A 24,453-nucleotide genomic window follows, 5' to 3' on the forward strand; every position below is an offset into this window, starting at 1 on the left:
GGTTAATTGGTTATAAAATTTGTTGTGGAAATATCAACAAAACCTATTAGGTTTCTAGTCAGGAAAAGAAGGACAAATATCACTTAATTTGGAGAAACAGATAACTTCCAACTAGTGAATATATGAGTTTTAGCGATTTACGGCGATATGAATCACAAAAAGCAGCTTACGACAACTATAAGGCTTGGCAGAATTTAAGCCCAGATGCAAAGCAGACAGCATTCGCTGCTGTTACTGACGAAACCAAGCGAGCCAAACCAATTCGTTTGACTGGCTATATATCTCCATTTAATCAAGTCGGTTCAGCATTAAGATATATTAGTCTACCTGTGCTAAAAAAGGCACAAACGGGGCAAGGTTCGGATATAGGGAATTCTCTGACAACTGCACTAGATACCTTCTACATAGATGATACGGAAGCTGTTCCAACTGGGGGAGCAATTGCTTTCCCAAGATTTAAAGCTGCAAAACTGGCTTACACTAATCGCAGTACCTTCACCAAAAAGACTAGTCGGATTACAAAGCGCAGTTATCTTAAGCCTGATGTGGATACTTTTTCTGCCCCATTTGGTCAATCCGTAGCAGGACAGGACTACGCGGCTGCTTTGGCTATTCTTATCCCATTGGCCACAACTTGGAAAGGTGCTGCTGTTTTACCAGCAAAACGTTCTTTTAAATTCACCCCAGAAGGTTAGTCCATGAGCATAGCGCAGCGCACCGGAATGATCTGGTCTCCAGCAGATGATATTGATTTATTAGCGGTTAGCGTAGCCAATGATGATGGTGATGCTGAAATAAGAGCTATGCTCAACATTAATCAAGCTGCTAGGGATTGGCTGAACGGCACAATATCATTAATGGACTATTGCGATATTTTGCAAATCAATGATATCCCCGATCCTTATGAAATTGTAGGTGAATTTTGTGATCACACAGAATTGATCATGAGGGCTGGGCTATAAGTGCATAGAATTTTAGAGTTACAAAATTCTAGTAATTTTCTATTACAGTACAGCAATTCATTTGCAGCGCAAGTGATAGAAATGCAAGGCGGGAATAATATTTATGCAAAGCTCACAGAAATAATTATTCCCGTCGTTTTTGATAAGCCAGTCTTGAATATCAATATCATTACTACGGTCCCAGTGGGCAAGGTATGGGAGTATGGCGGTAAGGTGCGGCAAGTGGTAAGCACTGCATTAGGTAACTCTATTACCGAAGAATCACCCCTATCTCTAGTAGAGAGAAATTTAATTACATTTAGCAAGGTTGCGGGGGATTACACACTGAGGTATAAACCACCAAAATGGTTCATAGACTTAACTATCGCAATTTACCAATATGACGGTAGTGATACATCGGCGGCAGAAATTGACCTGGCCAGAATAGAGGCAAAAATAGATGCTCTCACGCCTCCATAAAGTGCGAAAGCATCTCAACTTTTCCAGAAAAAAATATGAACAATGTAGAAAAAGCCTCGGCAGGGACTGAACGAGTGACGATGTTAATTACAGTCCTCACTGTTGCCACACAGGTAGGGCTCTACCTGCTAACGGGTGGATTTGCGGCTGGTGGTAAGCTTAACGGCATTGAATCTGAAATTAAATTAATTAGACAGGAAGTGGTAAGCGCGAACCAAATCCAGGACTACCGGCTAGATAAATTAGAGGGAAAATCAAAATAATCAATTGGGGATTCATTTTAATTGTGTCCGTAGTGTGGACTTCAGTCCGCAACATCAGGACTAAAGTCCACACTACAAACAATTAACCTATAAATACCTCTACTGATAAGCGATTAAAGGAAAGACGCTCATTTTGAACATCTACAGTGTGGACTTCAGTCCGCAACATCAGGACTAAAGTCCACACTACAAACAATTAACCCGTAAATACCTCTGCGGGTAAGCGATTAAAGGAAAGACGCTCATTTTGAACATCTACAAAAATGGTGTCACCGTCGCTAAAATCAGCGCGTAAAATGGCTTTAGCTATTTGGGTTTCTAATTCCCGCTGAATAGCTCGTTTTAATGGTCTTGCACCAAAAACGGGATCATATCCTACTTCCGCTAAAAAGTCAAGAGCAGAGCTAGATAATTTCAAAGACATTTTCCTGTCACTTAATCTTTGTCTTAATCTATCTACTTGTAACTGGACAATATTCCGCAATTCTGATTTTTGTAAACTGTGGAAAATAATCAGTTCATCCAGACGGTTTAAGAACTCTGGCCGGAAACTATTTCGCATAGCTTCCATAACTCGATTACGCATTTCATCGTAACGATTATCATCTCCGCCTATATCGAGTATGTATTGAGAACCGATGTTACTGGTCATGATGATAATACTATTTTTAAAGTCCACTGTCCGACCTTGGGCATCCGTCACCCTGCCATCATCGAGAATTTGTAGGAAAATATTAAACACATCAGGGTGTGCTTTTTCAATTTCGTCGAATAAAATCACGGCATAGGGACGACGACGAATGGCTTCAGTTAATTGTCCCCCTTCTTCATAACCAACATATCCAGGAGGCGCACCGATTAGGCGAGAAACGGCGTGTTTCTCCATGTATTCGGACATATCAATCCTTACCAAAGATTCCTCTGTCTCGAACATATAGGCAGCTAAGGCTTTAGCGAGTTCGGTTTTACCAACACCAGTTGGACCTAGGAAGACAAAACTAGCAATGGGACGGTTGGGGTCAGAAAGTCCAGCGCGAGAACGTTGAATGGCATCAGCGACAGCGGTGACGGCTTCATGTTGACCGATCACCCGATGATGTAATTCATCTTCTAAATGGAGGAGTTTTTCTTTTTCTGATTCCACTAATTTATTCAGGGGAATTCCTGTCCATTTAGAAATAATTTCCGCAATATCGGCTTCTGTAACTTCTTCCCGTAATAGAGATTTTCCTGTTCCTTGAGTATGGGAAAGTTCAGTTTCTACGGCTTGTAATTGTCGATGTAAATCTGTTAATTTGCCATATTTTAATTCCGCAGCCCGATTGAGATCATAGTTTCTTTCGGTTTGTTGAATTTCTAAATTCACTCGATCAATTTCTTCTTTGATTGATTGAATTTTGGTAATAATACCTTTCTCAGATTGCCATTGGGTGCTGAGAGTTCTTTGATCTTCTTTGAGGTCAGCCAGTTCTTTTTCTAATCTTTCCAAACGTTCGCGGGAAGCGGGATCACTTTCTTTTTGTAAAGAGAGTTTTTCCATTTCCAATTGGAGAATTTTCCGATCAATTTCGTCCAGTTCTTCAGGTTTTGAGGTAATCTCCATTTTCAGTCTAGCAGCGGCTTCATCCACTAAATCAATGGCTTTATCGGGAAGAAAGCGATCGCTAATATAACGATTAGATAAAGTAGCCGCAGCAACTAGAGAACTATCAGAAATTCGCACCCCATGATGGACTTCATAACGTTCTTTCAAACCGCGTAAAATGGAAATTGTATCTTCAACGTTTGGCTGATCTACATAAACTTGTTGAAAGCGTCTTTCTAAAGCGGCATCTTTTTCCAGATATTTGCGGTATTCATCTAAAGTTGTCGCCCCAATACAACGTAATTCACCCCGCGCTAACATCGGTTTTAATAAATTCCCGGCATCCATAGCCCCTTGGGTTGCACCTGCACCGACAACGGTATGAATTTCATCAATAAATAAAACAATATTACCGCCGGATTCAGTGACTTCTTTTAATACAGCTTTGAGCCGTTCTTCAAATTCACCTCGGAATTTTGCCCCAGCAATTAAAGCCCCCATATCTAAACTAATCAGTTTACGATCTTTGAGAGATTGGGGAACGTCACCGGCAACTATCCGTTGTGCTAGTCCTTCGGCAATTGCGGTTTTACCAACTCCAGGTTCACCAATTAAAACCGGGTTATTTTTTGTCCGTCGGGAGAGAATTTGGACTGTGCGGCGAATTTCATCATCACGGCCAATTACGGGGTCTAATTGACCTTTTCGGGCAGCTTCTGTAAGATCGCGTCCGTATTTTTCTAATGATTGATATTTACCTTCTGGATTTTGGTCAGTCACTTTTTGTTTCCCCCGAATTTCTTTAATAATATTTTTGAGTTTATTTTCGTCTAAACCAAATTCTTGGCAGAGACTTTTACCAAAACGGTCATCTTTGGCGTAACCCAGCAGTAAGTGTTCAATAGAAATATATTCGTCTTTAAATTCCTGACGATATTTTTCTGCTCGGTCTAATAGTGTATCTAAACTTCGCCCCAGGTACACAGAACTGCTAGTACCAGATACCTTGGGTTGACGTTGGATAAATTGCTCGGTGCGATCTCTAACTTTTTGCAGATTTGCGCCACCCTTGGTGAAAATCGCGCTGGCCAGTCCCTCCTGTTCTAGCAACCCTTTCATCAGGTGTTCACTTTCTAGCTGCTGTTGCTGGTACTGTTTAGCGACATCAGGGGTATGAGCGATCGCTTCCCAGGCTTTTTCTGTAAATTGATTGGGATTAGTCGGCTGCATAGGCTTTTAGCATAAAGAACTACTATCTAATCAAACCATTGTAAAAACATCTGGGGTCATAGTTGGATCGGTCTTCACATCTTTAAAATGTAGTATTATTGCCCAATCTTGGCTAACTATCGCTCACCTGCTATTAAAAATACCAAATTAAATATTTAAAACTGGGTTGATATGTCTGATTTTATAGCCCATACTTTATACAACTATTTACATGAAGATACTTAGCTCAACTTCAACTGTTATGACTTACAGGATAAATGGTAATATCATGGAAATGATTTTTCATGAATCAAAATTGATGATTTATTTGGAGATTTAAGAGTTATTATTTTTAGCAAAGATAAATTTAAAAACTTTCATAAACCTAATTAATGTGGTGTATTATCCCCAAGTTTGTATTTCTGAGCCTAGCTGTCCTATTTATTTAGTTGGCAAAACAGGACAAGCTGTAGAGATTTCTATTCATACTCCCAGTCCATATATCTGTGCCAACTGCGAACAGATATTACCAGATTGGAAACAGCAGCAGTTTTTGTGGGTAGTGGTTGTTTTGCAGCAATCACAATATCCTCTGGAGGAAATGACCACAGAAACAGAAATAGAAAAGGAAAAGCTACGGGAAAAGTTTATGCGTTTTGGTTGCGATGTGGCATTTAATTTGCGCGATCGCGGATATTTGACAGACCTAATAGATCCCCGAACTGGTTATCCATTACTATCTCATTCCGGGTTAGTTCCCCATGATGATACAGCAGTAGCTCAAGCCTTACTTAAGTATCCCGCCATTGAAAATAAATGCCATGTCCTTGTGCATCCTCAATGGGGAACTGCTGTTTATCCTAGTGTCATGCTTTCCGTAGCACCTCCGGATATCATTGAGTTAGTCACTAAAGCTATAGCACCTATGCACGGATGGATAGAGACATGAGTTAGCCTCACGCTAAGGCGCAAAGGTTAAGAGTTTTCAGAATCAAAACAAGTGAATGTCATCCCTGATTTGCCAAAATAAATGTGTAGGCTAGAATTACTAAGCTTTTAGTTAGCAACAAGTCAGAGGAAGGGAGTATGGATAGCAACAACTGGTTGCAGCAGTTAATGATGTTGGGTATTGGTACAACTTCTTTAGTTGCAGACAAACTGAAAGAAGTCAGTGATGAACTGGTTAAAGACGGCAAACTAAATCCTGAGCAAGCTAAGGCAGTCATGGATGATCTTGTTACCCAATTACAGTCTGAACAAGGCAATTGGGATGAGCAAATGCAACGACAAATGCGGAATATGATGCAGGATTTAGGAGTTGCCCGTCAGTCAGAAGTAGACGAATTACGGGGCAGAATTGACCGTTTAGAGCGGCAGGTTCGGGATTTGGAAAATAAGCTATGGCGCTAAACGGTCATTTCTGATTTAAACTAATTTGTGTCCTGTCGGTAATCTGATTACCAGTAATTAAAACGGAGAGGGCTGATTTTGAAAGCAATTTTCCTCAGCGTGGTGTTCATGCTCGTATGTGTTGGCGTTTTAGTATTTACCCAAATTGGCGGTAAACAAGATACTGCAATAGCTACACAACTACCCACCACTGTCACTCAAGCAAACAATACTCTAATAGCAAGCAATACTATGTCTGAAGCCAATGCCAATGTTGTTACTACCCCTTCTGGATTAAAATATGTTGAATTAGTAGAGGGAACAGGTGCAACGCCCGAAACTGGAAAAACCGTTGTGGTTCACTACACAGGCACTTTAGAAGATGGGACTAAATTTGATAGTTCCCGCGATCGCGGTCAACCCTTTAGCTTTAAAATTGGTGTAGGACAAGTAATTAAAGGTTGGGACGAAGGCGTAATGACTATGAAAATAGGTGGCCGTCGCCAATTAATTATTCCTGAACAATTAGGTTATGGTGCGCGTGGTGCTGGTGGCGTTATTCCCCCCTACTCTACTTTGATTTTTGACGTAGAACTGTTAGGCGTTCAATAGTAATGGGGCATTGGGATTAGGTTATTGGGAAAATACAGAAATTGTTAGCTCTTGCAGTCGTTTAAAAAACATCTCTAAGGAATATTAATTCTCAAAAGAAAAAAGATGACTACTTCTTATTCGGGCGAATCATCTTCCTTTAACTTTGACTTTCTCGCACCTCACTCTAAGCAAGATGCTGATTTACTCCAACAGCTATCTTTTATCCCTGGGTTGAAAGAAATTCTCATGTTACGTCAAGTTCACGCTCTAGAACACGCTACGGTTTGGGTATTAGGGGAACAAAAAAACCCCTATTCACCACCAGGAACAACCACCAATATGCAATTAGATAATGAATTATTAGGTGGTTTGTCTACCGAACAGGGATTTTTTCTCTATGGTGATGTGAATATTAGTGATTTGCGACGGGCTGTAACATTAGCTAAACATCGTCTTACCAATGGAGAATGGGATTTAGCTGTACATCCTCGCTGTGGCACAAATGTATCTGTAGCGATGTTGTTAACGGCTGGACTAGCGGTAAGTGTACCTTTTTTATTACCATTTCGACCAATTGAACAACTTATTGGTTTCGGTTTAGCCGCAACAGCCGCAGCGGAAATTGCACCGGATTTAGGAATGCTCACTCAGCGTTATATTACAACTTCGATTCCCTTTAATTTAGCTGTTGAAAATATTACTATTGCTCGTGATTTTTGGGGAAAAGAAAGTCATTTTGTTAAGGTATATTGGGAGGAATAGGAGTTAGGAGTCAGGAGTCAGGAGTCAGGAGTTAATGAACCACGAAGGGACGAAGAACACGAAGGAAGAAGGAAGAAGGAAGAAGGAAGAAGGAAGAAGGAAGAAGGAAGAAAATTAGGTATTTAGTATGAGAAAGCTTTATTTTTTAGTTCCGGGGACAGATGGTAAATTTGCTTGTGGTGGTCTTTGGGCAGAGTTGAAAACGCTTACTTTAACTCAACAGATTTGTGTTGCTGAAGTAGTTACTTATCGTCAGCGGGAATCAGATAAATTGTTTTTAGATGATTTATTACAAGAGAAAAATTTAGATAATGTAATTTTTGTGATTAGTTGGGGATTTGATATTGGTAAATTGGCGGCTAAGTTGCAGAAATATCATGTAATTTATCATGCTCACAGTACAGGTTATCAGATTAATTTACCATCGAGTATTCCTATAATTACAGTTAGCAGAAATTCTCTAGGTTATTGGGGACAACAAGCACCAAATTCTCTAATTTATTATTTACCAAATCAAATTAGTCAGGAATTTACTAATTTACATCAAAATCGAGATATTGATGTTTTAGTCCAAACTCGGAAATCTTCAGAATATTTAATAAAGTCATTAATTCCCGCTTTAGAAAAAAAATGTAATGTGTTGGTTATTGATAGTTATGTAGAAGATTTACCAGCTTTATTTAATCGCACTAAAATTTATCTTTATGATTCTGCGGAATATTGGAAATTACAAGGAGTTAGCGAAGGATTTGGTTTACAACCAATGGAAGCATTAGCTTGTGGTTGTCAAGTCTTTTCTAGTGTCAATGGAGGATTATCTGATTATTTAGATCCGGGATTTAATTGTTATAAAATTGCTGGTTATGCTTTGGAGTATGATGTGGAAAGGATTTTGCAAGTTCTAGCATCTTCTACAGCACTAAATTTATCAGAAACTGTGTTAGCAGAGTATAGAACTGAGAATATTATCCAACGCTTGCGGATAATTTTAACAGAAATCAATGATTTCTTTGATCATAAAAATAACTATGCAGCTAAAATTCCCGATTTGACAAAAATCCGGTTAGCAAAATTGTTTACACAGAGAATCTTTGGTAAAATTAAGAAGAAATATTTACAGGGTAATTAGGGGATTTCATGAATAGAAGATTATTGGTGACTGGGGGTGCTGGGTTTATTGGTGCAAATTTTGTCCATCATTGGTGTCAAGCTTATCCCCATGATCGATTAGTGGTATTAGATGCTCTTACCTACGCTGGAAATCGCCATAATTTAGCATCAGTTGAAGCAAAGGAGAATTTCCGATTTGTCCAAGGGGATATATGCGATCGCTCTTTAATTGATAATTTACTTTTAGAAGAAAATATAGATACTATTGCCCATTTTGCCGCTGAATCTCACGTTGATCGTTCAATTACTGGACCTGCTGCATTTGTCCAAACTAATGTAGTGGGAACTTTTACTCTGTTAGAAGCTTTTCGTCAACATTGGGAAGCAAAAACACAACCTAGTAATTACCTATTTCTTCATGTTTCTACAGATGAAGTTTATGGTAGTCTCACCCCAGATGAACCAGCATTTTCAGAAACTACGGCTTATAGTCCTAATAGTCCCTATTCAGCCTCAAAAGCTGGGAGTGATCATTTAGTTCGGGCTTATTATCATACTTATAAATTACCGACAATTATCACAAATTGCTCCAATAATTATGGTGCTTTTCAATTTCCTGAAAAGCTAATTCCTTTAATGTGTATTAACATTTTAACTGGTAAAGAATTACCTATTTATGGTGATGGAAAAAATGTTCGAGATTGGCTATATGTAGTTGATCACTGTCGGGCTTTAGATGTGGTAATCCATCAAGGAAAACCAGGAGAGAATTATAATATTGGTGGTAATAACGAAGTCGAAAATATCAGCCTTGTCCAAAATTTATGTGAAATCATGAATGAGTTAGCACCAAATTTACCAGTATATCCAGCGGAAAAATTAATTACTTTTATTAAGGATAGACCTGGACATGATCGAAGATATGCAATTAATGCTAATAAGCTAAAAACAGAATTTGGTTGGACTCCATCTGTGACAATTGCTGAAGGTTTACGGTTAACGGTGGAATGGTATCTCAGTCATTATGATTGGTGGAAACCTTTGCTATGAGAAATTCCTAATTCTTAATCATCAATTTCTGTTAATGATGAATGGGAAATTTAGATTGAAGTAGATTCCGCACAGCTACTTCTAAATCACTTTCTCTAAGTAATGATTCTCCCATAATCACTGTTTGAACACCAGCATCAGCAACTAGGGCTAAATCATCAGGGGTTTCTATTCCCGATTCACTAATCACTAAAATTCCTAATTTTTGGAGTTGCGATTTTTTCACTGCCAATAATTGCTGAGTGGTGCTAATGTTGGTGCTAAAATCACTTAAATTCTGGTTATTAATGGAAACTATTCGTACATCTTCTAATTGGAGAACTCTATCCAAATCAGTCAAGTTATGAACTTGGATAACAGCATTCATTCCTAAGTAGTGAATCACTCGTGAAAATTGTTGTAGTTGCTTATCTGTAAGAATAGCAGCAATTAATAATACCGCATCTGCACCAGCGGAACGGGCTAAATAAATTTGGCAAGGATCAATGATAAAATCTTTGCAAAGTAGAGGTATTGCTAACAGATGTCTAATTGCACGCAGATGATCAAAACCACCTTGGAAGAATTTTTGATCAGTGACAACAGATATACAAGTTGCTCCTCCTCTTTTATAGGCTTGTGCAATAGTAACTGGGTCAAAATCTGGTCTAATTACACTATGATAAAGTGATGCTTTTTTTACTTCTGCAATTAAACTAGGTTTATAAATACTCTGTTGTAAAGCCGTAAAAAAGTCCCGGATAGGAGGAGCATTACTTAACTGACGTTGTAAGGAAGCCCAAGACATATCTTGTTGCATTTGTACAACTTCTAGTTTTTTATGCCACACAATTTCTTTGAGAATTGGTTGCATTGGATAATTATAAATTGTGATGGGATAGAGCATAAAATCTGGATAGTGGTGATAAATTATTATTGATGAAATTTCACCTTTCCTTTTTATCTTCTAAAAAAAAGTCAAACATATCCATCTAAGCAAAACTCAGCCACTTTGGTTTGATATCAAAATTATCAACTTTTTGACAGATGGCTAATTTTGTTGAGAATTACCCAGTAAACAATTAGTTTTTAGCAATCTGATATAAGTCCGATAGGGTATATAGTCTATGGGATTGTAACCAGCAAATTGTAAAACTAGAACACAAGCCCAAGAATACTTTCCTGATATAATTGCTTTGATTATTTGTTCTATTTGTTCAGTTTTTATTTTTTTGTTGTTGGATGGATTATACCCACTAAGATTTTGATTCATAATTTGCACTCCTGTTTGTAATAGCAATCATCTAATAATTTAGAAGATTTTTCTGATATTCATCGGTAAAGGCTTCTTTCTTAAGACTACCCAAAGTTACCCTTCCAATACATGAACTATTTTTTGATTGATTTGATTATTTTTTCGCTCTTATTTTTTTTGCATTAAATTAATTGTCAGAATCTTTATTTTTTAAGCGCAAATTTAGCAGCAATGATTATATAGGATTTTTTCTCTTTTTAGATTAATTTTTTGTGTTCAAGTTGTGGTTTATTTATTTTAGTCTAGTGATTGTTAATGGATCATCCGTAAAATTATTGCCCTGTCCTGTTTATTCTTAACTGTCATCTATTCCAGATTTCCTAATTTTGTTGTTTAAGGATTCTTTCTGATAGTTATACATAAATTTTACTAATCATTTATCTTCCCTAGGGAGGATGCTAAATTATTAGTAGCTAATTTGAGTCAAAAAAATACTCCTGATGATAGATGACTTGGTATATTATTTCGTAGTTCAATCGAAATAAGAGCAAACTTAGTGAAATCAGGTAAATAACTCATAATTTACCTATTTATTAAATCTCAAAACCCAAAAATACATACAAATATTAATTGACAATATCGCAAGTTTATGTTTCTACCTTCAAATCTCAGGGTAACTCCCTTGGCAAGCAATCAAAATAAGGATTATTTTTTTTATGCAACCAAGTTGAAAATATATACTTTTTATTGATAAAATCAAATTTCTTCAAACTTAGATTTGAACCTACCAAAGATTAATTACTAATTGAGGTAATAGCAGTTACCAAGATTGTATGAACTATTTACTCTAATTTTGTGTTTCCTATTACTCAATTTATATCTATATTTGTGCGTGACTCCGTACAGAGTTTATTAATGTCTAAAAACTCCAAAAAATACTGATTGTAATAATTATGTACGAAACAAAAAAAATTATCGTCATTGATAATGATGTTGTAAGCCGCAATTTTGTTTTAGATTGTCTGCAAGCTAAGGGCTATCATGCTATAGGTGCAGAAAATGGGATGATTGGACTGCAATTAACCAAAAAATATTTACCTGATTTGGTAATTTGCGATTTAATGATGCCAGATATAGATGGTTATACTATATTGAATAATCTCCGGGAAGATCCATTGACAGTAATTATTCCGTTCATTTTTCTGACTGCTATTAATACAAAGGCATCTTTACGAAAAGCAATGGAATTGGGAGCAGATGATTATTTAACTAAACCTGCAACCACGGATGAATTATTGCGAGCAATCGCTATTAGATTACAAAAACAAGCTCTTTTTAGATATTGGTATGCCACTAATTCCCATCAATTAATATTAGCAGATTTTCCCAGTATACCAGTAAATTCTCCGTCAATTTTTCCGAATATTCCCCATTTGAAAAAGGTTTTTGATTATATTGAGGCTAATTATCAAGAAGGGATTACTTCATCTGATGTCGCCGAAGCTGTAGGCTATTCTAAAGCATATTTAACTACCCAAGTTGGTAAACAAACAGGAAAGCCAATAAATGTTTGGATTGTCAAACGGCGCATGGTTGCAGCCCTGTCTTTATTGGAAAATACTAATCAGACAATTGAGGAAATTTCTGTTAAACTAGGTTATCAAAATAGTTGCCATTTTTCTCGACAGTTTCGCCAACATAATGGTTTATCTCCCGCAAATTGGCGCAAAAAACATCAATTAGATTCAGGTTCAACAACTACTAAGTTGCAATTTCTCAAAAATCGCTCACAATTAGTTAAATCAGTACCTGTAGGGATAAATTCAGGAGTTAGAAAGGAATCAGGAGTTAGATAAGAAAAAAAGAATAAGAAAAATAAAATTACTCCCTATTTCCTATTCTCTGTTCCCTACTCAATAAAATTAACTACTTTTAGGATTGCTTAATTGCTGGATTATAAGTTGTAGGGCTAAGGCTAATAAACCTAAAGCAACTAAGCCAAAGATTCCCATTCCCAAGGCTACTACACCTACTACTAAAGTCCGCACAGCCGAACCAATATTGACTACCATTTGGTTATCAGAATGAAGGGGTTTATTGGCAAAAGTAGTGGCGATTGCTATCATGAGAGAATAGGCTGCAAAGGCAAATCCACCGGACATAATTGCCCCAGTAATACAGCGTAAAGGCGTAGGTGGGATTTGATTAGAACTATCTGCTGATGGGGTTTCTTGTGGTTGATTCATAATAAGTTAGGCTATTTTAATTCCATGTTTAATTGTCCGCGTTACAAACAATTCTAAATCCTCATTAGGAATAGCTTCACGTATTCGCTGCTTGACTATTTCTGCTTGAGTTTGAGATTCAACAATGGCAAAAACTGAAGGGCCAGAACCTGACATCATTGTCCCTAAAACCCCTGGTTGACTGGCGAATAATTCCCGCAGTTGCAATACTTGGGGATAAGCTGATAATACAACTTTCTCCAAGTCATTATGTAGTTCTTGGACAATTTTTTCGGTATTTTTATTCAAGATAGCTTTTACCATGGCTTCTGAATGAAAAGCACTAGCACGAGCGGCTAAACCTTCTGAATCTTGAATATAATTAATCCCAAATTGTTCTCGATAGGTTTTATATGCCCAAGGTGTGGAAACTTCTAAACTGCGATATTTGGCTAATACGATATGTAAATTATCCAAACTTTGTAAAGGAGCAAGTTTTTCACCTCTACCCGTAGCAATTGCTGTTCCTCCAGCAATACAAAATGGCACATCTGAACCGAGATTTGCGCCTAATTCTTCTAGTTCTGATTGAGTTAATCCCAAGTTCCAAAGTAAATCTATTCCGACTAACACCGCTGCGGCATTGCTAGAACCTCCCGCTAAACCGGCAGCAACAGGAATATGCTTTTTAATGGTAATATCAACACCCCCAAAATTACTAAAAGCATTGGGAAATTCCTTGGCCATTAATTCCGCAGCTTTATAAACTAGGTTAGTTTTATCTGTGGGTACTTGGGGATGATCACAGTAGACGCGGATATTATTTGTACTGGCGGGGTAAATATCAATTTGGTCGGAAAGGTCTATACTTTGGAGAATCATGGCTAGTTCATGATAGCCGTCAGGACGACTGCCGATAATTTCCAAATACAGATTGATTTTGGCAGGTGCAATTAAACTGTAAAAACGCATAATAGTTGACAGGTGACAGGTGAAAGGGAGAAGTTAATTTTGAATTGTTTAATTAATTCCCTATGCTATTTACCAATGATACCCATTGTGGAACACCGAGGTCTTCAGCGCGGACTTGGGGATTTATTTCTAATTGTTCCAGTAATTGCGTCAAGTGATCACGGTCAATTACCGATTGTAAATTATTTCTTAACATTTTTCGCTTTGACCCAAATCCCAATTTAACTAGAGTTTCCAGCTTCTTGGGGTCATGGGCTGGAATTTCTATTTGTTTAGGAAGTAACCGCACCACAGCGGAATCTACCTTTGGTGGTGGCACAAATGCCGCAGCCGGAACTGTACAAATTAACTCACAATCTGCTAAATATTGTACCCGCACCGATAACGCCCCAAAAGTTCTCGAACCTGGTTTAGCATATAATCTTTCTGCTACTTCTTTTTGTACCAATAAAACGATAGAATCAAAAGGTTCTGGGTTGGGATGAGAAATAGTCCCCAGTAACTTTTCAATAATTGGCCCAGTAATATTATAGGGAATATTAGCAACAACTTTATTCTGGTTTTGGAAATTAGGAAATGCTGTTAATTGGGATGGTAAATCAAGGGTCAGAAAATCCCCTTGCAGCAATAAGAAATTTTCTTTCTCACCCAATTGTTTAGCTAGTAACTTACACAAATCCCGGTCAATTTCCACAGCGAGTAAAGATTTTACTAGCGGTAATAAACGCCGAGTGAGAATTCCTGTACCGGGGCCAATTTCTAAAACTTTATCTGTTTCTTGACAATTAGCCGCTTGGACAATTGAGTTGAGAGCTTTATCACTTTTTAACCAATGTTGAGCAAACTGTTTACGGGGTTGAATCATGTTGTTAGAATTTAAAATTTAGACCTATTGCAAAATTATTTTATGGAACAATAACGAGGTTTAGTATACTTGATAATTAGCAGATTTTATAGATAATAAAAGAGATCGCCACATTAATTACATAAATCCAATTCGGACTGCTGTGGTTGCAGCTTCAGTGCGGTTTTCTACCCCTAATTTATACAATATATGTGTCACATGATGTCTAATAGTAGAAGGACTGATTTTCAACTTTTGGGCGATCGCTTCATTAGTTAATCCTACACTCAATAACGCTAACACTTCTTCCTGTCGTTTAGTCAATTTATAGGCAGATTTAGATAAGGATTGAGGTTGTTGAAATAATGCCACAAGAGCCTCTGATGCTACTTTACACAAACCAGCAGCAGAAGATCGTAAAGCATCCGCTAATTCATCAATTGATGCACCTTTGAGTAAATAACCAATCGCTCCAGCTTCCATTACTTGCTGTAATATGTCTGTTTCTACAAAGCTAGTTAATACCAAAACCTGAATTTCTGGGTAATTATTCTTAATAACTCTTGTTGTTTGCACCCCATTCATTTCCGGCATCATTAAATCCATTAATACCACATCTGGCTGTAACTCTGCACACAGATGTATTGCTTCTTTACCATTACGTGCTTCACCTACTAATTCAATATCATCAAAGGCTAGTAAAGAAAATTTAATCCCACCTCTGAGGATTTCATGATCATCAACAGTTATGACTCGAATGGGTTTGATTAATTGATTGTTTTCCATTTCGACACCCTGAGTATTAAAAATGTTTTGAATCAAAATAAGAGGGCGATTAGAAATCACTCCTACACAAACTAAGTCCGCCGACGCGGACTTCATGAAATAACCAATGCAGGTGGGTTTTGCCTATGTAGCTTCTAGTCGCCAGGGCTAAAATTGATTTTATTTATAATAGATTATCATCTTACTGTTAGTATTTGTAATATTTTTATTAATTCTTAATTACCTACCATTGATTAACCAACCAAGTTAATATAATCTTTGTACCTTTTCCTAGATAACTTTCTAACTGGAAATTAGCACTAATAGACTCAGCGCGTTCTTTCATAATTTCTATGCCTAAATGACCCAATGGTATATCTTTAACATCAAACCCATAGCCATTATCACTAATACATAATTTTATATACTCTGAATTGCCTTGAAAAGTGACATCTACTTGGGTAGATTGGGCGTGTTTAATAATATTATTAAGTGCTTCTTGGGTAACACGGTAAAATACCAGTTTTACCTCTTCTGGTAAAGGTTGATCTCCCGTTACTGTAGTGATAATTTGAATTTTTGCCCGTCCTTGAACTGCTTTAGTTAACTGTTTTAGTAATTCACCTAATGATTTGTCTCTCAACCCGCTAGGTCGCAACTCTACCAGTAAACTCCGCATTTCTGCTAATGCCCCCTGTGTCAGTTGGGCAAGTTCCTCTAATTTCTCTTGGGCTATTTCTGGATGACGTTGCCATACTCTGGGTACAGTTTCGGCAATTGTAGCCACAGAAAACAATGTCTGCGATACTGAATCATGTAAATCTCGCGCTAAACGATTTCGCTCCTCTTCTACTGCAATTTTACGTAGGCGCTCGCTTTCTAGTAATTGTTGGCGCAATTTGACTGCTTGAAACAACTCTCTAGTTAGACTTATACTCATAATCAAGACAAAGGACATAAACCCAAATTGAGCTAAGTACACAGATTTGAATATCCCTAAATCTATGAGGCGATCATGTACACACATTCCTAATAATATATATACACTAACAGTCAGATTAATTGCCGCCTGCCTTTCACTACGAAGATATTGACGATAACAAGCATAAAACATAAAAATAGCAAGAATAATTAAACTCAGAGATTGGAATCTAATGAAGGGATTAATTGTTGTTCCTTCTGGATAGGTAATTAACTCACCCCAAGGTAAAGAAAAATTTGATAGTTGACTGATATAGGAATAGGGAATACCAGCAGGAGAAATTAAGTTGATCAAAAAATAAAATAGGTAAAGGCTATTCAGCACCAAAATTAGACGCACTGGCTTAAAATTAGTATATATAGCTGCAAACCATGTCAGACAAACCGCCAAGATGAATCCTGTCCCAGATACCCATTTTCTGGCATAGATATAGTCTTCTATATTTGTAGCTTGATACATAGCTATCATACCCAAGATATAGCTACAGACTAACAAACTGCATAAACCAAAGCAGATATGGAGTGCTGGTTGTAATCGCTGCCAGCCAATTAGTAGGTGTAATATACTTACATAGAGACAAACCCCAGCACATATACTGAGAATAATGGGGAGAATATTCATTGATAGATTTAGATGAGAAGTTGAAATTGACCTTTAAATAAGTAATATCACTGAATGAGACATTTGATCAAACTTCATTTCTCTTCCGATTCATAACTGATACTTGTATAAGATCATATTTATGGTAAATCTTCTATCCAACACAAATGACTAAATAGTTTATCGTTAGACACCGCATTATAAAATCTTTCATCAGCCGTCACCATTTGACAGTCATTATTCACCGCTAAAGCTAGATATACACAATCATAAACAGCTTGCTGAACTCTTACAGCAATTTCCAAAGCCATTGGCATTAAAGGAGAAGACAGGCAAATTTGTAAAGGTAATTCTAAAAGTGATTCTAAATCATTTTGAGCATCATCTAAAGTCATTTCTCCCCGACGGACACGCTTCCAGAAAATATTTCCAATCTCTGGGAAAAAGAAATCAGGAACTAATAATTGATAATTTGGTTTATTGAGACGCAATGCTGCTTCTGAATGGATTTCTGGTAGTACCCATTTAATTCCTACATTCGCATCTACTACAAATTTACTCAACGGTTTCGATCCTCACGTAAAAGTTCAACACTGTCACTAAAAGTTTTACCTAAATGACGCTGACGTGCAGTATCTATTTTCGCCCATGCTTGTGCTTTAGCCGATTCTTGATTGACTAATTCAGCCTGTACAAAGTTTTCTAAAATTATATTGACTTCATCTTCTAAACTACGGTTATGGCTTTGAGCTAAAACCTGTAATTTTTCTAATACATTCGGATTAATATTTCCTAATACAACCTGAGCCGTCATTATGACCTCGCTATTGCTACAGAAAAAGACGTTAACTGTGGAATATACATTTTTAATAATACCAGAAATCACCTAATATCACCAAATCCTCACGCATTGGAGGTCACTGGCTTTAGACATGGGGAATAAGGCGTAGTAGGCGAATTTATTCGTTTATTCTAATTCATAATTTTTACTTATATAGGATCATGATCCTAGTCAAAGACTAGATCAATGGCCGATGCGATCGCTATAACTATCGAAATATAATGAACGACACAGATCATTAAATCAAGAAATTCATCAAGTTTAAATTTTCGCTGACTTCCCCACAGAGGCATTACCGCGCCAACCTGGGCTTTTTCGCATAGGCATTAATACTTAATAAATAAAAACAAAACATATACTAATCAATGTCAACAATCACCGCAAATTCCGCCCCTTCCTTACAAATTACAGCTTCCCAGGATTTCGCCTCCTGGCTGGAACAGCAAAACCTCAGCCTTGCTGCTACCACCTACCAAACCAACCGCCTTTTTTTCGTCAGTGGCCAAGCTAACGGCAGACTGAAACTACACGAAAGACTATTCGACAAACCAATGGGATTATGTGTAGCAGCAAATCGTCTCTACATGACCACCCGTTACCAAATCTGGGATTTCCATAATCTCCTGGATAGTGGGGAAAAATCACAAGAAACAGATCGTCTCTATGTCCCCCACACCGCTTACACCACTGGAGATGTCAACGCCCATGAAATAGCATTAGACAATGCCGGAAAACTAATTTTTGTCAATACCGATTTTAGTTGTTTAGCCACCATTAGCCCCGATTACAGTTTTGTACCCATCTGGCAACCACCCTTTATTTCCAAACTTGTCGCTGAAGATCGTTGTCATCTGAATGGTTTAGCGATGGTAGAAGGCAAGCCCGCTTATGTCACCGCCTGTAGTACCACAGATACCGCCGCCGGCTGGCGTAATCATCGCCACGATGGGGGAGTCGTTATTGATGTTAAGCAGAACGAAATCATCGCCACAGGCTTATCCATGCCCCATTCTCCCCGGTGGTATCAGGGGAAATTATGGGTACTCAATTCCGGCACAGGGGAATTTGGCTACATCCAAGATCATCAATTCCATCCCATCACCTTTTGTCCTGGATTTGTGCGCGGGTTAGCCTTTTGGCAAAACTTCGCCTTTGTGGGACTATCTCAATTACGTTCCCAGAGTTTTACCGGCTTAACCCTAGAAAAACGCCTCATGTCCGAGGGAAATCGCCCCCAATCTGGGTTAATGGTGATTGATTTACAAACAGGTGAAACCGTTCACTCGCTATATTTTCAGAGCGTCATTGAAGAACTATTTGATGTGGTAGTTTTGCCCGGAGTGCGACAACCCGAACTAATTGGTTTACAGGAAGAAGACATACAGCGATTAGTCACATTTCCCAACAGTGGCGGCATTGTCACCACCAAACCCACCGCCAAGCGTCCCAGTAAGGGCGCAAAACCCCCTGTGGCTGGATTACCGACCTCTCCCCCAGCCCCTCTCCTGCAAGGAGAGGGGAGTAATAAGAGTAATGGGGATATCTCACCCTCAACCCTACAAGGAGAGGGGAGTAATATTATTACTCCCCCCTTCCCTAGTAGGGAAGGGGGGCAGGGGGGGTTAGGTCAAACCGTCCGTTACCAACGGGTGTATCACCTCAATACTAGCAACGCCCTCACCTACAATCACCTCACCTATCCCAGTTTAGAAAAACGTTGGCAAACCCAACCACCCCAAGGGGAATTAACCGGGCTTTCCGCTTCCCTAGATGGGGCAATTGTGGGATTTGCGATCGCTGAACGTTTAAGCTCAGAAGAAGCCGAAATTATCTCCCTATTTGTATTACCCGAATACCGTCATCAAGGGATTGGCACAAGATTAGTCGCCTATTTAGAAAGAGAATTGGCACAACAGGGATGTGAAGAAATCGTCCTCAGCTATTCAACCAATACAATTACCAATACAGCTTTAGACCCGCTACTGCAAAAGCTACATTGGCAACCCCATCAAACCAACTTAGTGCTGGGCAAAACCGCTACAGAAAAAATTGCCCAAGCCCCTTGGTTAAACAAGTTTCCCCTACCTCCAGCCTTTGAGGTGTTTCCTTGGCTAGATGCAGGTTTAGCCCTGCCCCGTGCTGTGGAATCACACCGCTTAGAACCCCTAAATAGCTTGGGATTACGCTATCGGGAGGAGGTAATTGGTTGGGTGTTCACCCATCGGGTTGCACCTGACACAATTCGCTACACCACTCTCTCAATTGCTGAACCTTTTGAGAAGCGGGGGCGAGGGATTTCACTGTTGGCTGAAGCGATCCGTCTTCAAGTTAACAGTGGTGTTCCCTATCTGACGGGTTCGGTTTCCCACCATTATCCCCGTTTGTTGCAGTTTGTTGAACGACACCTGACTCCCTATTTAACTGGGTTAGGGGAAGTACGACAGACGAGTAAATCTTTGATCCCCCTAAATCCCCCTTCACAAGGGGGACTTTGACTCCTATTCCCCTCTTATTAAGGGGCTAGGGGGGATATTTCCCACATCTATTTCATTTTGAATTCATTTTGGAGAAAACTAATTATGCCACCAAGCAATACAACAGATCCACAATTCTTATCACCTGTAACCAACCCCTTCGGGCTGACGAATGTGGGGAATATCGCTGCACCCACCTTTGCCGATATTGATAATGATGGGGACTTGGATGCTTTTGTGGGTGAAGCTAACGGCGATACCCTGTTCTACCGCAACACGGGAACGGCTGCTGCTCCCACCTTTACCCTGGAAGCCACCAACCCCTTCGGACTGACGAGGGTGCTCTCTAATTCTACACCCATCTTAGCCGATATTGATGGGGATGGGGACTTGGACGCTTTTGTGGGTGACGCTTACGGCGATACCACGTTCTACCGCAACACGGGAACGGCTTCTGCTCCCACCTTTACCCTGGAAGCCACCAACCCCTTCGGGTTTATAAAGATGAATCTTTCTAATTCTAGACCCACCTTAGCTGATATTGATGGAGATGGGGACTTGGATGCTTTTGTGGGTGAATATTATGGCAATATCCTTTTCTACCGCAACACAGGAACTGCTGCTGCACCTAGCTTTACCCTGGAAGCCACCAACCCCTTTGGAATGACGGATGTGGGGTATTATGCTGCCCCCACCTTTGCCGATATTGATGGGGATGGGGACTTGGATGCTTTTGTGGGCAACAATGCCGGCAATACCCTGTTCTTCCGCAACACGGGAACTGCCACTGCACCCATTTTTACCCAGGAAACCACCAACCCCTTTGGACTGACGAATGTGGGGTCTTTTGCTACTCCCACCTTGGCCGATATTGACGGGGATGGGGACTTGGATGCTTTTGTTGGCAATAATTACGGCAATATCGTCTTCTTTGAGAATACATCCGCTACTACCCCAGTTAACAATGCGCCAACAAGTTTACCTTCATTTAACCCAGCCGTTAACTATGCGGTGGGTAATTCCTCACTTTTCATCAGTATCGGAGACTTCAATGGTGATGGTTTTTCTGACCTGGTGACTGCAAATCGCTTCTCTGATAACATCTCGGTGCTATTAGGCAATGGGGACGGTACATTTGGTGCCGCCACAAATTTTGCAGTGAGCAATATTCCCTACTCTCTAGCAATTGGAGACTTCAACGGTGATGGCTTCTCTGACCTAGTGACTGCAAACACTGGTATGAATGCTAGGAACGTCTCAGTGCTATTAGCCAATGGAAATGGTGGTTTTAGTGCCGCTACTAACTACTCCACAGGGACATTCATGATAGGGACTGTTTCCATTAGTCCTATTCCCTATGGAGTAGCAATTGGTGATTTTAACGGTGATGGCTTTTCTGACCTGGTGACTGCAAATAATCAGCAGAACAATATCTCAGTATTGTTGGGTAATGGGGACGGTACATTCGGTGCCGCCACTATTTTTCCAGGAGGTGCTAGTTCTAGTGCTGTCTCTATAGCAATTGGAGACTTCAACGGTGATGGATTCTCTGACCTGGTGACCGGAAACCAGAATTCCGACGATGTTTCGGTGTTGTTGGGCAATGGAGATGGTAGCTTTGGTACTGCCACAAACTTTGCGGCAGGCGATCTTCCTAGCTCCATAGCGATTGGGGATATTAATGGGGATGGCAAGTTTGACTTAGTAACCACAAACCGAAACTCCAACAATATCTCAGTGCTGTTGGGCAATGGAGATGGTAGCTTTGGTGCCGCCACGAACTTTGCGGTGGGTGATGGTCCAAGCTCTGTTGCCATCGAAGATATTAACGGGGATGGCAAGTTTGACCTGGTGACTGCAAATCTCTTCTCTGATAACATCTCGGTGCTGTTGGGCAATGGGGATGGCAGTTTTGGTGTTGCCACGAACTTTGCGGCAGGCGATCTTCCCGCCTCCGTAGCAATTGGGGACTTCAACGGTGATGGCAAAGTGGACTTGGCGACCGCAAACGGATTGTCCAACAACGTCTCAGTGTTGCTTAGTTCCACTTTAAGCAACACTGCTGAAGATACTGCCATTAGCATTAATGCTGCTGACTTATTAGTAGGTTTCACAGATGTAGATGGTGATACCCTCTCTGTTGCTAACTTGAGTGCTGATAATGGTGTATTGGTAGACAACAATGATGGCACTTATACCTTCACTCCAACTGCTAACTTTAATGGTGCTGTCACCCTCAACTACGATGTGAGTGATGGTAATGGTGGTGTTTTAGCAGCGACTCAATCCTTCAGTGTTACAGCCGTTGATGATACTGAATTCTTTGTCACCAACACCAACGATAGTGGCGCTGGTTCACTGCGACAAGCAATATTAGATGCTAATGCCGATGCTGGGGCAGAAACCATTACCTTTGTTGGTAGCGTCTTTGAAGATGGTATTCCCGATACCATTACCCTAACTTCTGGAGAATTACTCATTACCGATGCGGTAACTATCAACGGACTGGGAGCAAACAACCTCAGTATCAGTGGTAACAATAGTTCTGCTGTTTTCAGGATAGATGATAGCGACAGTAACAATCAAATTGCCGTAGCAATTGACGGACTGAAGATTACCGATGCTTATATAGATGTTTTCAAGATATCTGGTGGTTATGATGATTCTGCTGCCATCACCAATGCAGAAAACCTGAGCATCAATAACAGCAATATCTCCGGTAATAATGGGTCTGCTAACGCTGGCATCTTTAACAACGGAGGAACAGTTGCTATTGCCAACAGCATCATCTCTGACAATACAGGACAGCTAAACGGTGCAGCACCCTATGCTGGTGGCATCACGAACGTCTTGGGAACAGTTACAATTACCAACAGCACCATCTCTGGCAATAATGGGTTCATCGGTGGTATCGCGAACTTATTTGGAACAGTTGAGATTAGTAATAGCACCATCTCTGGCAATAGTGGGATCGTCGGTGGTGTCTTAAGCGGAGGAGAAACTACGATTACCAACAGCACCATCTCTGGCAATAATGGGTTAATCGGTGGTATCTTCAATGCAGGAACAGCTACGATTACCAGCAGCACTATTACCAATAACAGCGGTGACGGTGTTGGCGGTCTTCTCAATGATAATGAAAATAGTGCGATCGCTACCGCCCAAAACAGTATCATCGCTGGTAATACTGGAACTGATGCTAGTGATATTTCTGGTGAAGTAATAGGCGATGGTAATAACCTGATTGGTAGCCTCATTGGTGCATCCGGGACAATTGGCACAGGTAGCGATATTACCTTTGAATCTGGTGGTATTACTGATATTAGTCAAGTTCTTGCTGCCCTCGCTGACAACGGCGGTGCTACTCAAACCCACGCTTTAGTATCAGGCTCGGCTGCTATCAACGCCGGAGATAATACCCTCATCCCCAGTGGTATCACCACTGACCAACGGGGTATCACTCGCACCATTGGCGGTACAGTAGATATTGGGGCTTATGAATCAGGCTTCATCCCTCCTGTTGCTGCTAACGATACTGCTACCACTGATGAAAATACGGTTGTCAATATTAATGTCTTGGGTAACGACACCGATGAAAATGGTGATAGCTTGACTGTTGTTAAAGTCAATGGTAATAGCGTCACAGTCGGAACACCAATTACCCTAGCTTCCGGTGCGCTGCTAACTCTCAACACCGATGGCACTTTCGACTACAACCCCAACGGTCAATTTGAGTCTTTGGGTGTGAGTGCAATTGCTACTGATAGCTTCACTTACACTGCCAGCGATAATGGCAATGGCGGCATTAGTACAGCAACGGTTAATCTGACTATCAACGGTGTAAATGATGCTCCTGTTGGTTCACCCACTGCAACTTTAGGCAACACTGCTGAAGATACAGCCATTATTATTAATGCTGCTGATTTATTAGCAGGGTTTAGTGATGTAGATGCTGGTGATACCCTCTCTGTTGTGAACTTAACTGCTGATAACGGTGTATTGGTAGACAACAATAATGGGACTTATACCTTCACCCCTGATTCTAACTTTAATGGTTCTGTCCTAATCAAATATAGAGTCACTGATGGTATAGATACGTCAGATACACAATATCAGACTTTCTCTGTCACCCC

22 protein-coding genes and 1 pseudogene are annotated in these 24,453 nt (G+C 39.7%); 13 read left to right on the forward strand and 10 right to left on the reverse strand.

The genetic code is table 11. The annotated features are described in order from the left end of the window. Positions 1-122: 122 nt before the first annotated feature. From FJR11_RS07020 to FJR11_RS07035, 4 genes are all read left to right on the forward strand, one after another. Positions 123-695, forward strand: coding sequence for a hypothetical protein (locus FJR11_RS07020; RefSeq protein ID WP_168502998.1), 573 nt, complete (start codon positions 123-125; stop codon positions 693-695). Between the two features lie 3 nt (positions 696-698). After that, positions 699-962: a hypothetical protein gene (locus FJR11_RS07025; RefSeq protein ID WP_168502999.1), complete on the forward strand. Its 264-nt coding sequence runs from the start codon at positions 699-701 to the stop codon at positions 960-962. Between the two features lie 81 nt (positions 963-1,043). Then, a complete protein-coding gene (locus FJR11_RS07030; protein ID WP_174762962.1) occupies positions 1,044-1,421 on the forward strand; it encodes a hypothetical protein in 378 nt (125 codons plus the stop codon). 35 nt (positions 1,422-1,456) lie between these two features. Beyond that, positions 1,457-1,684 carry a hypothetical protein gene (locus tag FJR11_RS07035; protein WP_168503001.1) on the forward strand — a complete coding sequence of 76 codons (228 nt, stop codon included), beginning with the start codon at positions 1,457-1,459 and terminating at the stop codon, positions 1,682-1,684. A gap of 196 nt (positions 1,685-1,880) precedes the next feature. On the opposite strand, the gene clpB is transcribed toward FJR11_RS07035, so the two are convergent. Then, the gene (gene clpB / locus FJR11_RS07040) at positions 1,881-4,499 is read right to left on the reverse strand and encodes an ATP-dependent chaperone ClpB (RefSeq protein WP_168503002.1); all 2,619 of its coding nucleotides are present in this window, start codon (positions 4,497-4,499) and stop codon (positions 1,881-1,883) included. Positions 4,500-4,872: 373 nt separating this feature from the next. Here clpB and FJR11_RS07045 point away from each other — a divergent pair, with 373 nt between their 5' ends. From FJR11_RS07045 to rfbB, 6 genes are all read left to right on the forward strand, one after another. Next, complete coding sequence (locus FJR11_RS07045) at positions 4,873-5,427, forward strand: methylmalonic aciduria and homocystinuria type D protein (RefSeq protein WP_168503003.1); 555 nt, start codon at positions 4,873-4,875, stop codon at positions 5,425-5,427. A gap of 137 nt (positions 5,428-5,564) precedes the next feature. Then, a complete protein-coding gene (locus FJR11_RS07050; protein WP_168503004.1) occupies positions 5,565-5,888 on the forward strand; it encodes a phasin family protein in 324 nt (107 codons plus the stop codon). Positions 5,889-5,996: 108 nt separating this feature from the next. Continuing rightward, positions 5,997-6,479, forward strand: a complete 483-nt coding sequence (locus FJR11_RS07055; protein ID WP_254444705.1) for an FKBP-type peptidyl-prolyl cis-trans isomerase — start codon at positions 5,997-5,999, stop codon at positions 6,477-6,479. 105 nt (positions 6,480-6,584) lie between these two features. Beyond that, positions 6,585-7,223: a DUF6391 domain-containing protein gene (locus tag FJR11_RS07060; RefSeq protein ID WP_168503006.1), complete on the forward strand. Its 639-nt coding sequence runs from the start codon at positions 6,585-6,587 to the stop codon at positions 7,221-7,223. 127 nt (positions 7,224-7,350) lie between these two features. After that, positions 7,351-8,352, forward strand: coding sequence for a glycosyltransferase (locus FJR11_RS07065; RefSeq protein WP_168503007.1), 1,002 nt, complete (start codon positions 7,351-7,353; stop codon positions 8,350-8,352). 8 nt (positions 8,353-8,360) lie between these two features. After that, entirely contained in the window at positions 8,361-9,383 is a 1,023-nt protein-coding gene (gene rfbB / locus FJR11_RS07070) for a dTDP-glucose 4,6-dehydratase (protein ID WP_168503008.1), read from the forward strand. A gap of 31 nt (positions 9,384-9,414) precedes the next feature. Here the strand turns inward: rfbB and FJR11_RS07075 are convergent, their stop codons facing one another. Beyond that, positions 9,415-10,269 carry an indole-3-glycerol phosphate synthase TrpC gene (locus FJR11_RS07075; protein ID WP_168503009.1) on the reverse strand — a complete coding sequence of 285 codons (855 nt, stop codon included), beginning with the start codon at positions 10,267-10,269 and terminating at the stop codon, positions 9,415-9,417. 85 nt (positions 10,270-10,354) lie between these two features. After that, positions 10,355-10,635: pseudogene (locus FJR11_RS07080) on the reverse strand (HetP family heterocyst commitment protein). A gap of 935 nt (positions 10,636-11,570) precedes the next feature. Here FJR11_RS07080 and FJR11_RS07085 point away from each other — a divergent pair. Next, on the forward strand, positions 11,571-12,473 hold the full coding sequence (locus tag FJR11_RS07085; RefSeq protein ID WP_168503011.1) for a response regulator: 903 nt from the start codon (positions 11,571-11,573) through the stop codon (positions 12,471-12,473). 66 nt (positions 12,474-12,539) lie between these two features. On the opposite strand, the gene FJR11_RS07090 is transcribed toward FJR11_RS07085, so the two are convergent. The 7 genes from FJR11_RS07090 to FJR11_RS07120 form a co-directional block, all read right to left on the reverse strand. Then, positions 12,540-12,863: a DUF3082 domain-containing protein gene (locus FJR11_RS07090; protein ID WP_168503012.1), complete on the reverse strand. Its 324-nt coding sequence runs from the start codon at positions 12,861-12,863 to the stop codon at positions 12,540-12,542. Between the two features lie 6 nt (positions 12,864-12,869). Then, positions 12,870-13,814 carry a 4-(cytidine 5'-diphospho)-2-C-methyl-D-erythritol kinase gene (gene ispE, locus FJR11_RS07095; RefSeq protein WP_168503013.1) on the reverse strand — a complete coding sequence of 315 codons (945 nt, stop codon included), beginning with the start codon at positions 13,812-13,814 and terminating at the stop codon, positions 12,870-12,872. Positions 13,815-13,866: 52 nt separating this feature from the next. Further along, positions 13,867-14,679 (reverse strand): 16S rRNA (adenine(1518)-N(6)/adenine(1519)-N(6))-dimethyltransferase RsmA, encoded by an 813-nt coding sequence (gene rsmA / locus FJR11_RS07100; protein ID WP_168503014.1) that lies wholly within the window; start codon positions 14,677-14,679, stop codon positions 13,867-13,869. A gap of 117 nt (positions 14,680-14,796) precedes the next feature. Beyond that, positions 14,797-15,444 (reverse strand): response regulator transcription factor, encoded by a 648-nt coding sequence (locus tag FJR11_RS07105; RefSeq protein WP_168503015.1) that lies wholly within the window; start codon positions 15,442-15,444, stop codon positions 14,797-14,799. 223 nt (positions 15,445-15,667) lie between these two features. Continuing rightward, positions 15,668-17,026, reverse strand: coding sequence for a sensor histidine kinase (locus FJR11_RS07110; protein ID WP_168503016.1), 1,359 nt, complete (start codon positions 17,024-17,026; stop codon positions 15,668-15,670). Positions 17,027-17,145: 119 nt separating this feature from the next. Beyond that, positions 17,146-17,568: a type II toxin-antitoxin system VapC family toxin gene (locus FJR11_RS07115; protein WP_168503017.1), complete on the reverse strand. Its 423-nt coding sequence runs from the start codon at positions 17,566-17,568 to the stop codon at positions 17,146-17,148. Beyond that, positions 17,565-17,819 (reverse strand): hypothetical protein, encoded by a 255-nt coding sequence (locus FJR11_RS07120; RefSeq protein ID WP_168503018.1) that lies wholly within the window; start codon positions 17,817-17,819, stop codon positions 17,565-17,567. Before FJR11_RS07120 ends, FJR11_RS07115 begins: the two co-directional genes overlap by 4 nt. A 392-nt stretch (positions 17,820-18,211) precedes the next feature. Between FJR11_RS07120 and FJR11_RS07125 the strand changes: the two genes are divergently transcribed. Next, the gene (locus FJR11_RS07125) at positions 18,212-20,341 is read left to right on the forward strand and encodes a TIGR03032 family protein (RefSeq protein WP_168503019.1); all 2,130 of its coding nucleotides are present in this window, start codon (positions 18,212-18,214) and stop codon (positions 20,339-20,341) included. A gap of 84 nt (positions 20,342-20,425) precedes the next feature. Then, a partial coding sequence (locus FJR11_RS07130; protein WP_168503020.1) for an S-layer family protein occupies positions 20,426-24,453 on the forward strand: 4,028 nt, incomplete at its 3' end.

Origin of the sequence: Anabaena sp. UHCC 0187, assembly GCF_009712035.1 — a bacterium.
Lineage (GTDB): Bacteria > Cyanobacteriota > Cyanobacteriia > Cyanobacteriales > Nostocaceae > Dolichospermum.